The organism is Helicobacter mustelae, from assembly GCF_900476215.1.
Taxonomy (GTDB): domain Bacteria; phylum Campylobacterota; class Campylobacteria; order Campylobacterales; family Helicobacteraceae; genus Helicobacter_H; species Helicobacter_H mustelae.
The window spans coordinates 784,983-797,048 of record NZ_LS483446.1 but is presented as its reverse complement, the minus strand read 5'-3'; the positions used below and the strand labels follow the sequence as shown (position 1 = coordinate 797,048).

At 41.6% G+C, this 12,066-nt stretch carries 10 protein-coding genes; 3 read left to right on the top strand and 7 right to left on the bottom strand.

Annotated elements, in window-relative coordinates:
- Positions 1 to 89 precede the first annotated feature (89 nt).
- From DQN48_RS03735 to DQN48_RS03715, 5 genes are all read right to left on the bottom strand, one after another.
- Positions 90 to 1,610, bottom strand: a complete 1,521-nt coding sequence (locus DQN48_RS03735; RefSeq protein WP_013023029.1) for an ATP-binding cassette domain-containing protein — start codon at positions 1,608 to 1,610, stop codon at positions 90 to 92.
- Positions 1,604 to 2,635, bottom strand: coding sequence for an ABC transporter permease (locus DQN48_RS03730; protein WP_013023028.1), 1,032 nt, complete (start codon positions 2,633 to 2,635; stop codon positions 1,604 to 1,606). The genes DQN48_RS03735 and DQN48_RS03730 overlap by 7 nt, the downstream gene beginning before the upstream one ends.
- A gap of 43 nt (positions 2,636 to 2,678) precedes the next feature.
- Positions 2,679 to 2,933: a 50S ribosomal protein L27 gene (gene rpmA, locus DQN48_RS03725; protein WP_013023027.1), complete on the bottom strand. Its 255-nt coding sequence runs from the start codon at positions 2,931 to 2,933 to the stop codon at positions 2,679 to 2,681.
- A 10-nt stretch (positions 2,934 to 2,943) separates the two neighbouring features.
- Positions 2,944 to 3,255 (bottom strand): 50S ribosomal protein L21, encoded by a 312-nt coding sequence (rplU, locus tag DQN48_RS03720; protein WP_013023026.1) that lies wholly within the window; start codon positions 3,253 to 3,255, stop codon positions 2,944 to 2,946.
- Positions 3,256 to 3,330: 75 nt separating this feature from the next.
- Positions 3,331 to 3,705, bottom strand: a complete 375-nt coding sequence (locus tag DQN48_RS03715; protein WP_013023025.1) for a RidA family protein — start codon at positions 3,703 to 3,705, stop codon at positions 3,331 to 3,333.
- Between the two features lie 162 nt (positions 3,706 to 3,867).
- Here DQN48_RS03715 and flgL point away from each other — a divergent pair, with 162 nt between their 5' ends.
- Positions 3,868 to 6,357, top strand: coding sequence for a flagellar hook-associated protein FlgL (flgL, locus tag DQN48_RS03710; RefSeq protein ID WP_013023024.1), 2,490 nt, complete (start codon positions 3,868 to 3,870; stop codon positions 6,355 to 6,357).
- Positions 6,358 to 6,664: 307 nt separating this feature from the next.
- Here flgL and DQN48_RS03705 read toward each other — a convergent pair whose 3' ends face one another.
- Positions 6,665 to 7,366 (bottom strand): NYN domain-containing protein, encoded by a 702-nt coding sequence (locus tag DQN48_RS03705; RefSeq protein ID WP_013023023.1) that lies wholly within the window; start codon positions 7,364 to 7,366, stop codon positions 6,665 to 6,667.
- Positions 7,367 to 9,406 carry an FUSC family protein gene (locus tag DQN48_RS03700; RefSeq protein WP_013023022.1) on the bottom strand — a complete coding sequence of 680 codons (2,040 nt, stop codon included), beginning with the start codon at positions 9,404 to 9,406 and terminating at the stop codon, positions 7,367 to 7,369.
- Between the two features lie 107 nt (positions 9,407 to 9,513).
- Between DQN48_RS03700 and DQN48_RS03695 the strand changes: the two genes are divergently transcribed.
- Together DQN48_RS03695 and uvrC are read left to right on the top strand one after the other, a co-directional pair.
- Positions 9,514 to 9,966: a hypothetical protein gene (locus DQN48_RS03695; protein WP_013023021.1), complete on the top strand. Its 453-nt coding sequence runs from the start codon at positions 9,514 to 9,516 to the stop codon at positions 9,964 to 9,966.
- Positions 9,960 to 11,753 carry an excinuclease ABC subunit UvrC gene (gene uvrC / locus DQN48_RS03690; RefSeq protein WP_013023020.1) on the top strand — a complete coding sequence of 598 codons (1,794 nt, stop codon included), beginning with the start codon at positions 9,960 to 9,962 and terminating at the stop codon, positions 11,751 to 11,753. Before DQN48_RS03695 ends, uvrC begins: the two co-directional genes overlap by 7 nt.
- Positions 11,754 to 12,066: the final 313 nt, after the last annotated feature.

Sequence of the window (12,066 nt, the reverse complement as noted above, 5' to 3'; positions counted from 1 at the left end):
CTCTTCTCCTCCCAATGAGACATATGCATGAAAACTTTTGATCTCATAGCCAAAGCAGGAAAAAAGGAAAACAAAAAAGAGGGAATATCTCATAATCTCGTAGCTAAAAAATCTTGAATATAAGAATCTTTGCTAGAAAAAAACGCATCTCTCTCATCATAAAAAATCTTTTTGCCATTTTGCAGCATCAACACACGATCGCAAAAACTCTCCACTATGTCTAGATCATGAGTGATAAAAATATAGGCCATATCAAGATTTTTTTGTAAATCAAGCAGGAGAGATAAAATCTTTTTCTGGGTATTTTTATCCAATCCAGAAGTAGGCTCATCAAGAATTAAAATCTTTGGCCAAACCAGCAGAGCACGCGCAATTGCCACTCGCTGATTCTGTCCCCCGCTAAGCTCATGGGGATAAAAATCCTCAAATTTCTCATTAAGCCCCACCAATTCCAAAGCCTCTTTTACTTCCAATCTCTCTTTGGTTGCATTCCGTAGGGACAATGCCTCTTTCAAAATCTCCCCTATCCGCCATCTAGGATTGAGTGAAGCAAAGGGGTTTTGCATCACCATCTGCACCTGCAAATAAAACTCCCTAGCATGCAGGGACTGGCCAAAGAGCAGCTTACTTCCAGTGGAGGGCATCAACTCCATGAGCGCGGTGCCAAGGCTTGTTTTTCCACTGCCAGATTCTCCCAATATCGCAAGATTCTCTTTTTGGTGCAGGCAAAAATCCAGCGCATCTACAAGCTGGATTTTTTTCTTTGTAAAAAAACTACTTTTCCTAACAAAAACCCCAAAATCCTTGACTTCTAACACCACCTCTTTTGTTTTTTTGCATTCTTTGATAGGTAATTGCAGAGCATCAAGCAAAGACTTGGTATAGGCATTCTTGGGATTTTCAAAGAGACTTTTGCTCTCTTGCTGCTCAAGGATCCGCCCCTCTTGCATCACGATGATATTCTCAACAAAGTGATGGGCAATGGACAAATCATGGGTGATGAAAATCACGCTGATATTTTTTTCTTTGGTGATCTGAAATAAAAATTCTAAAATCTGTTTTTGCACACTGGAATCAAGCGCGGTAGTAGGTTCATCACAAATCAAAATCTTTGGCTCTTTTAAGAGATTTTGCACAATCAAAATACGCTGATTCTGCCCTCCACTCAGCTCATGAGGATAGCGATCTAATAGGATATCTTTGAGCTTGGCAGCATCTAAATATTCCAGGATTTTCTGCGATCGATCTTTGAGGGGCATCAAGGGAAATGCAAGCCTCAAACCCTCATGCAATTGTTTTCCAATCTTATGCAGGGGATTGAGCGCATTTAGGGGATTTTGGGGAATGTAGCCCAGGGTTTTTTTGCGAAGACTTTGCAATTGCTTTTGTGATTTTGCAAAGAGATCCTCCCCCTCAATAGAGATTTTCCCAGAGAAAATCCTGCAGCCTAGAGAATCACCCAATCCCAAAATAAGACTAGAGAGCAAGCTTTTTCCACTGCCAGATTCTCCAACGATGCCCACATGTTCTCCCTGCTTTAAGTGCAATGTGATGTCTTTAAGGGAAAATCCACCAATAAAACCAGCATTTAAGGAGCAAATATCTAGCATTTCACGCTCTTTTTAGGATGAAACGCATCGCGCACCCCCTCGCCAATAAACACCAATACCCCAAGCAGGAGCGCTGTCGCACAAAAGCCCACAATGGCAAGATGAGGGCTTGTAAGATTATTTTTGCCCTGTTGGAGCAATTCGCCAAGAGAGGGGCTTCCAACTGGCATGCCAAAACCCAAAAAATCCAAACTCACCAAAGTTGCAATACTGCCAGTAATGATGAAGGGAATGTAGGTAATGGTGGCCACCATCGCATTGGGCAGCAAATGCCTAAAAATAATGCCCATATCTCTAGTTCCCAGCATGCGCGCCACCTTAACATAATCCATATTACGCCCACGCAAAAATTCTGCCCGCACCACCCCCACTAAACTCATCCAACTAAAGAGCAGCACGATAACACGAATCCACCAAAAGCTAGGCTTTACAAAACTTGAAAGAATGATCATCAAAAACAATAACGGAATCCCGCTCCAGATTTCTACAAAACGCTGACCCAATAAATCAATCTTGCCGCCATAAAATCCCTGCAGTGCCCCCACGCAAACCCCAATAATCACGCTAAAAAGACAAAGCAAAAGTCCAAAATAAATCGAAATCTGATAGGCATAGATGAGTCGCGCAAAAACATCACGTGCCTGGTCGTCCACGCCTAGGATGTTTTTCCAACTGATGCCAAGGGGTGCTGGTGTCTTGAGATCTGGGATGATGGTGTCATAGCTATAGGGAATGGGAGGATAGATTACAAAGGCTCCTTTTTCTTTGAGCAATCTACGCACATAAGGATCGCTAAAATCTGCCTCTGTATCAAAATCTCCGCCAAAGATTTTTTCGGGGTAGGAAACAAAAATGGGAAAGTAAAATTTGGAATTTTCATAAATGAGGAGGGGTTTGTCATTGGCAATAAATTTGGCCAAACTCGAAGTCACTAGCAAAAATAAAAAAATCAAAAGGGAGAAGGTTGCGCGCTTATTGCGCTTGAAGACCTGCCATCTCTGAGATAATAAACTTTGATTTGTCATAGGAAAACTCCCCAAATAGGGAGTATGGCTAGATGCTAGATGATCAAGCAGGGATGATAGAAACCTTTTTTCTATCTTTTGTTTTTTGTTGGAATTTCACTACGCCATCAACCAGTGCAAAAATCGTATGATCCTTGCCCATGCCTACATTTTCTCCAGGATGCACCTTGGTGCCCCTCTGACGCACGATGATATTTCCCGCACGCACAAATTGAGAACCAAATTTCTTGATACCTAGGCGTCTTCCTGCAGAATCTCGATTATTCTGGGTGCTACCCTGACCTTTTTTGTGTGCCATATTTTGCTCCTTAACCTACAATTTTGAGAACTCTTACTCTTGTAAAATCGCGGCGAAAACCTCTTTTGGTTTTGCTATCTTTTCTTCTTCTTTTTTTGAAGGTGATGACTTTTTTTCCTCTACCTTCATTAATCACCTCTGCCTCAATCTTAGCACCCGCCACGAAGGGAGTGCCCACTTTGTTACCACCTTCTGAACAAATTGCTAAAACCTCTTCAAAAGTGATTTTTGACTTTGGCTCAAGGTTCATTTTATCCAGTAAAACAACACTGTTTTCCTCGACCTTGTATTGCTTGCCTCCATTCTTAAATATTGCATACATCTTGCTTTCCTTGGAACAATGAAATTACTATTCTTTGAGACGCATTCGCGAAACAAAGCGAAATTATAGCATAACTTAGTCGATTTTTGCGATGCATTCTATCTCTACAAGGGCATTTTTTGGGAGAGTTTTGACCGCGATGGTGCTTCTTGCTGGCTTATGTGCGCCAAAAAATTCTGCATAGACTTCATTAAATGCTGCAAAATCCTCCATATTTGCCAAAAATACTGTGGTTTTGATGACATTGCCAGGATTTGTGCCTGCCTCTTTGAGGACTGCGGAGAGATTTTTCAAGACCTGCTTGGTCTGTGTGCGAATGTCTCCGTTTATGAAATTCCCCTCCGCATCCAAGGGAATCTGCCCTGAGGTATAGAGCATGCGATCCTGAAGGATCGCCTGAGAATAAGGGCCAATGGCCTGAGGTGCATGATTGGTCGCAATGATTTTCATTTTTACTCCTAATGTTTGGATTTTTGGAAATTTTATCGTTTTTTCCTTCAATATTTAGAAAAATTTCTCGATATTCCTCGCATAAAAATGTCAATAAAAATGCAATTTTATGGAATTGTTTTTGCTTCCATCATGAAAATCAAAGGTTAAAGGCAGCAGCTCATGAGAATCACTTTTGGCACGAAATACAACCAGATGAATTATCACCAAAATACCCTGCAAGACAAGCTCAATGAAACCAACAACAAAATCGCCTCTGGTCTCAAGATCAAACATGGCTACCAAGACAGCAGCGTATATAACCAAGATCTCAAGCTCGGATATCTAAGCAACACCCTCTCTCAGGGAATTGATGTTGCCAAATCTGCGCATACAAAAACCCTCAATGCCGACAAAACACTCAGCGAAATGTCCAAAGCCCTTGTGCAATTCAAAACCAAGATGATCCAAGCTGCCAATAACGTGCATTCTGAAACCTCAAGAGAGGCCATAGCACTAGATCTCAAAGCCATCAAAAACCATATCATCAACATGGCAAACACCTCCATTGGCGGGGAATATATCTTTGGAGGCAGCAAGGTGGATCGGCCGCCATTTGATCAAAATGGGAGATATTATGGCAATGATGAGACCCTCTATGCACTTGTTGGCTCTGATAACACCGTGCCCTATAATATCACTGGGAAGCAGTTGTTTTTTAGTACAGATTCTGACAAGCATCGCGTTATCACCTCCAATGTAAAGATGTTTAATCAAACAAAACTTCACCCCGATGTCATGGATCCCATCAACAAATCTGAAATCCCCAAAGAGGTCTATATCAAAGCCACAGATTCTCTGCGTGATCTTGTTGGTGATGATGATGATGACCCCTCTAATGATGGCAAGGAATATTTTTATGTGCGCGGTGTGGGCACCAATGGCAAGGCATTTAAGACAAAATTCTCTCTAGGCAAAAGCTATGTCAATCCAGAAAATCCCACCACAGTGCAGGACTTGCTCACAAAAATTGGTGAGGCCTATGGCAACACCTCCCAAAGCAGAGTCGTAGATGTGAGTCTCAATGATTGGGGTCAGATTGAAATCCGAGATCTTAAGGCTGGCAACTCCACGATAGAATTTCACATGGTCTCTAGCGACAAGGATGTCGATGACATAACAGATCTCTATGCAGAGGATGCTAGAATCACAATCTATAACAAAAGTCCCTTCATGACACAAAAGGGCCTCAGCGAAATAGAAACCCAGCCAGATACCTTCCAGCCCTGGCGCATGGATCTACCCACCCAGCTCATTACAAAAAACAATCTCATGGCCGATAGACAAACCGCACTTAGCGACATCTTTGACTCCAGCGTAAGATATCTCAAAATTAGGATTGTCGATGATCCAAAAAACGAAGAAAGCGAATGGAGAATTGATATTCGCGGCAAGAACATCAATGATCTCGCAGAGCTTATGAAAGCACGCTATGGAGAAAATCTAGGAGTGGAACTCATTAATGGAAAACTTAGCTTCATTGATAAAGAAGCACAAGAAGAGAGGGCAGTCTCTGATTTTTCCTTTTCTTTCACGACTCTAGATAAAGAAGGCACAGAAATAGAGGGGATTCCCACAAATTATGGTGTGGAATACGATCGGACTTATTTCACCAATGAGGGTTCTAAGCTCATAGGCAATGTCTCTCAAGTCTTGCCCGATCTCAAGGGCTTTGCCAAAGAAAACACCAAGCTCTCTGAAGTGGCAAATGGCGATCTCAATAATCAGATCTATAATCTTGAGCTCGCAGATACCAATGGCGTGCGCGTGGATGCGCATATTTTCCTAGGTTCCAAGGGCTCCTATCTCATCTTGCCCAACAAAAATCCCAATGAAGCTCCCTATGAGATCCCCCTTTATAACCCTCATGATGAGCCACCAGCAGTTAGTGTGACCACGGCCAACAATGTCACCTATCGTCAGCTCATGGACGCCATGGGTATCGCGCTAAGCTATAGCAATCAAAATTCCCAAACCCTAGAGCTTGCATCTCAAAAAAACATCAGCCAAGAGAGTAAGGAGGCTTATGAGAATCTGCTAGAGCGGGCTAATGGAGTAGTGGAGCTAAGCTTTGATAATCAAAGCCGTGTCCTAGTCCAGGACAAAACCACATCGCGCACAGCCATGAAGGTTTTGTTTGCCAATCAATCTAGCAATGATTTTTCTGCTGAGGGAATCAAAAATGCCATTGGTGGCATCACACTCAATGCAAATAATGCCCTTACCATTGACGATCCTCATATTGATTTTTTCAAGCAAATGGATGCGATGATTGAAGCAGTACAAAAAAACATCTATCGTCCCGATAGCATCGAGGGTTACTCTCCTGACATGCGCAACATCGGTATCCAAAATGGCATCACCGTCTTAGATCATCTCAGTGACCATATAGAAAAGATGATTGTTTTGAATGGCTCACATAGCAGGATCTTAGATGACATCGTCCAGCGCAATGAAATTCTAAAAACCCAGATAGAGTCCCAAAAGGCCGAAAACATCGGAGTAGACATCGCAGAGACCTATAATAAATTCTCAAATCTCAACACCAATTATAATGCCGTGCTCTCCTCCACTAGCAAAATCAATCAAATGTCGCTAGTAAACTATCTCTAATTCACATAGTTCTGATTTTCTTATGCCTATGTGAAGCTTCCCCACGGGCCTTGAACAGTGCCATGAGGATTTTTTCAAGCCTCACACAGTCCCGTGGTACAAAACTCTAGCCAAAAAATAAAACCTCTCAAAAAACACACCTAGCACCAAGCCACCGCGCAAACATTCTCAAACATTCTCAAACATTCTCAAACATTCTCAAACATTCTCAAACATTCTCAAACATTCTCAAACATTCTCAAACATTCTCAAACATTCTCAAACATTCTCAAACATTCTCAAACATTCTCAAACATTCTGCGTTGATTTACCAGCAGGAGTATTCCACCTTCATGACATTTCCATCATAAGTGATAGAAAAATCCTCTTTCAAAGATTTAAACACATCCCCCCAGCTATTTTTGCCATAGCTTTTTGCGGTTTGGGAATAGTTGTAGCGAATCCAGCTTCCCACCTGCGAAACCAATGCAACGCCATTTTGATTTGCGGTTTCATTGATGGCTTTTTTTAGCATGCGCACCAAGGCGCGATTATTTTTGATTTTTTCCTCACCCTCTTCTTGCTTTTGCAAAATCTCAAAGCTTGTGAAGGATTTCCTATAGTCATCGCGAGCTTTATTTTCACCAAAGCCAATCACCTGCAGCCCCTTGGAGCGGATTTCTTGAGCCAGTGGCGCAAAATCACTATCACTGCTGACAATCACAATGCAATCTACAATCTTGTCATAGAGGCAGTTCATAATATCAATGCTGATTTTGATATCACAGGAATTTTTCCCCGAACCCTGATTGTTTTTGTAATGATTGCCTGTGATGATGTGGATGGGCTCGATGGCATATTGAATGAGCTCGGCATTCCAAGGATTTAGCGCATCATTGCGCCAGTCTCCATAGGCTTTCTTGATGCACACATCCCCGATGCTTTCCAATCTCTCAAAAATCTCCCTTGCCCACTTGGCGGCGACATTCTCACAATCCAAAAATAATGCAATCTTTCTTTCTTTGTCCATTCATTCTCCTTTCTCCTGCATGCTTTGAAAAATCTTATTTTGCGTTTCAAAAATCATCTTCACCACCTCACTAAATACAACATCTTGAGAGAGAAAACGATCATCTTGATGCTGCTTGAAATAAAAGCTATGATTTTCTAGAGAGCGATTCATCATTTCATAGCGGACTTTTAATAACTTCAAATCATTAATATAGAGTTCTTTTTGCTCCAGGATTTTGTCTCTGGGCATTTCCAAAAGCATGTAATAGATTTTGAAAGTATTCTGACACAACAAATCCAAATATTTCAAACCCTGGTAGCTAAACCGCACATCCTGGAGGGATTTTTTTTCTTTTTTTGCTTCGCGAAGATGAGTCTCTAGGAGATTATAAATATCTAGAAATCTCTGCTGATAGGATCGGATGGGGTTTTGCAAATACCCCAAATTCTCAAAATTCTTTATGATGGTCTCATAAAAATCCTGGAAAAAAGAAAAGCTAGCCTTAATATTTGGCAGGATTTCACTAGCACTATAGCGAGGCCAAAAAAACAAAAATACACAAAACACAATCCCAAATGCCAGAAAAATATCCATAAATCGATCCAAAATCAGCGCATAAGAAAAGCTATACACCAGAGAAAACATCATAATAAAAGACATCATCATAAAGCTTGCCCACAGCCTATAGGGAAATGCGCGAAAATAAATAAAGCCAAAAATCACCAGCATAAAAAAGAAATAAAACAACACGCTACCCTGCGTCAGCATAATGATTAAAACCCCAATAACTAGCCCCATCAAAACCCCAATGAGATATTCCTTGCCGATATTTTTCACCCCACCAAGATTAGGCCGCATCACCGCCACACAAGCCATCGCAATCCAGGCACCATGGCTCATATCAAAGAGGTCTGAGACAAAAACCGAAATCCCCAATACCAAAGAATATTTGATGGAAAAATAAAAATAAGGATCGCGATTTTTGATGCTCTGCCAGATTGCTTTGGGTTTTTTCTTGTTTCTGGCTTCCAAAAAATAATCCTCTTCCTGCCCTCCCCTGCGCAGAGAGTGGCATTTGCTATAGATGATTTTGATGATGTTTAACAAAGAATGACCAAAATCTTCTGGGCGCATTTTTTGCATAGCATTTTCCCGCAAATGCGCGATATGCCCATCAAAAATCTTCCTAAGCTCTCGAATATTAAAGATGATTTCTCTGCGGATGGGGAGGAAGTTTTTGGAGGTGATGCATGCATCCTCATGAATGGCGTTGATGCATTGATAAATCTCTTCGATGCGATAAAGCGAAAACAAAGCGCGCTTGGTATTTTTGATGGTGTGAGGGTCTTTCATGCTTATTGCTTTGGAATTCAAAATCCTTTTGATGAATTCAATTTGCTGAAATACCTGGTAACGCAGATGAATGAAGTCTTTTGGCTTGTTGAGATGCTCAACCATGAATTCTAACTTAATGAGCAGGTCAGGAAAATATTTGCGTGAGATTTTTCCATATTTTTTGAATGACATGAAAAAATGCGTAAAAATCCCAATGCCCCCACCCAGAAAAAGCACGATAATCTGCTCCTTGATGCCAATGGGAATGCCAGATTTCATATAAACATAGGCAATGAGCCCATCCACAAGACTCATATTAACCACGCGCTGCAAATCCATCTGATAGCTCCCCAAAATCCCTGCGATAAACCCAATGCCCATGAGCAAAATCGCAAACAAAAAGGGATTGGGAAAGAGAAAAACCAAATAAAACAAATAGCAAAACAGTGCTGCAAGAATGAGAAACAAAACAAAATACCAGATGGTTTGCTTTTGTTCCACCAAAATCACATTCAAAAAATAAAGATGAATGGGGATGAGTGCGCCCCATATGCCAAGATTGACGCCAAAAATCAAAACCGCTAGCAACGCACTAAGAATGGAGGCAAAGAGTGCTTTTTGCGCATAAATAAAGCTAATATAACCCGGATCATACAAGCCAATAAAATGCCTAAAACGCTCTTTGAGACCAAAGACAGACGCAAAAAAACGCCGAAAAATCACTGTTCTTTTTACCCCAACAAAGCCAAGCTCAAATAAGAGCCAAAGCTTGGATCCGCCTTAAACCCGCAACCATAACCCATTAATAGCAAATATGCTACAATGCCAACATGAAACCATCGCATGTCCTCATCTCCCATTTGTTCAATCAACTTCCCATCACAGCCAAAGTCAAGCAACGCAAAGAATTAGAAAAAATCAAAATCTTTCTTTCTAAAACCATGAAGGATTCTTTATTGTTCATCCATCTCAAGCAAAACCGCCTACTCATGGCCTTTGACAATCCCATCATCTGTAATGAGTTTAACAAATATCATACCAAAAAACTTGCACAGGATTTGAAATGCTATCAGGAAGTTTTTGGGTTTTTGCCAGAGGATTTGAAAATCTGTGGCTATGTTCCACTAAACAAACTCAAGTCCTATACTAGAGAGGAGGAGCCCATCTTTATCACCTCTTTTCATGAGCCTGCTAGAGGACATTTCATCAATCATGCCACCACACCTAGCCTGCACGCAAAATTTGAAGCCCTGCGCCAAGTGATCCTAGAGCAACAATGCTAGATCCCAAAATCCTGCAAAATCTCCCCACCACCTTTGGGGTCTATCAGTATTTTGATGCCAATGGCAAGCTACTGTATGTAGGCAAGGCAAAAAATATCAAAAAACGCGTGAAGAGCTATTTTCGCATTTTTGAAAACACCCTCATCCCCAATCCCACCGCAAGCACGCGCATCAAGCTCATGCTCTCCCAAGTCTCACACATCCATACCATGGTGGTATCTAGCGAGCAAGACGCACTGCTCTTAGAAAATTCCATGATTAAACAGCTCAAACCCAAATACAATATTCTCCTTCGCGATGACAAAACCTATCCCTACATTGTCATAGATCTTGAGGAAGATTTCCCCAGCATCTCCATCACGCGCAAGATCCAAGATCAAAAATCCCTGCGCTATTTTGGCCCCTATCCCAGCGGTGGGCGCGATATTTTGGACAGTCTGCAGGATCTCCTGCCTCTGGTACAAAAAAAATCCTGTGTCAAGGGCAAAAAAGCCTGTCTTTTTTATCAGATCCAAAAATGCCCAGCCCCTTGTGAAAATAAAATCAGCAAAGATGCCTACGCGCTGACTATCAAGCAGGCCATAAAGATACTGCAAAACAAAAAACTCCTACTGTCTTTAATCGAGCAAAAAATGCTTTCTTTGTCACAAAATCTCCTCTTTGAAGAAGCCCAGATTTACAAAAACCGCCTGCAAAAAATCAAAGAATTAAGCAGCTTTTCTGAGATTTCTGCCCAAAAGCCCTATGATCTTGACATCATTAGCGCAATCAAAGAGCCACACAAAAATGGCTACATCGCGATCCTAGTGAAGCTTTTCATGCGCAATGGCAAAATCATCGCCGCAGATTCCAAGCGTGTGCGCAGTGATTATGACATTGATATCCAATCCCTCTTCACCCAATACCTACTCTCGCATTACAAACACAAGCTCCCCCTACTCCCGCAAGCAATTTTAGTCTCTGAAGAGCTAGAAGATGTGCAGGGTTTGCAAAATTTCCTCCAAGATACCCAGGGCAGAAAAATCCCTATCTCCGTGCCAAAATCAGGCTTCAAAAAAAATCTCATTCACATTGGCATCAAAAATGCAAGAGAGCTCCTACGCCAGGAGGCAAATCTCTGTGCTAGCGATATTCTCATCCAAATCAAAGAATCCTTTGCTCTCTCTCAAACTCCCTTTCGCATCGAGGTTTTTGACACGAGTCATCATGCCATGAGCTTCAATGTAGGGGGCATGATCGTCTATGACATGCAAAATTTTGACCCCTCCTCCTATCGGCACTACAATCTCCAATCCAAAGATGAATACGCCCAAATGCGTGAAATGCTCCTACATCGCATTGAGAGCTTTGTCAAATCACCCCCGCCCAATCTCTGGGTCATTGATGGAGGCAGAGCGCAATTGAATCTAGCTCAAAATCTCCTAGAGAGTGCAGGATATGACATCGATATCCTAGCCATCTCCAAAGAAAAAAGAGACCACAAGGCTTATCGCGCCAAGGGATATGCAAGGGATAGGATTTATACCAAAGAAAGGGATTTGAGGCTTGATCCCAGTGATAAGAGGCTGCAATTTTTGCAAAAACTGCGCGATGAATCCCACCGTTTTGCTATAAAATTCCATCGCAGTCAAAAGACCAAAAATCTCACCAAAAATCTACCCTACACCACCGCAGAACAAAAGCGACTTTTGCAATATTTTGGAGACTTTGCCAAACTCCAATCTGCCAGCGCGCAAGAAATCTCCCAAGTACTAAGAAACAAACCCAGCAAAAAAACCCAAGGCTAGAATTTTTTGCTTGAAAAACTGCTTTTTGCAAGCTTTATGCTTTCAATTCTGTCTGCATACGGGCTAAAAACATAAAACGCATATTCTGGGAATTTTGATGTCGATACTGCAAGGAAAAGCAGAGAAGAGACAAAATGCAAAAACGCTAGTAAAAATCTAGCTCAAGAAAGTGCGAAGTCTAATACCATCATGAAAAAATCCCAAGAGTCTTTGAAGGGCCAATAGTGCGGGTCTAGGTCAATGGGGGGGTAGTTGAAGAGTTAAAAATTCCAAGAAAGCTTAAAGCACTCTTTTAAGGGATTTAGGAGGATGA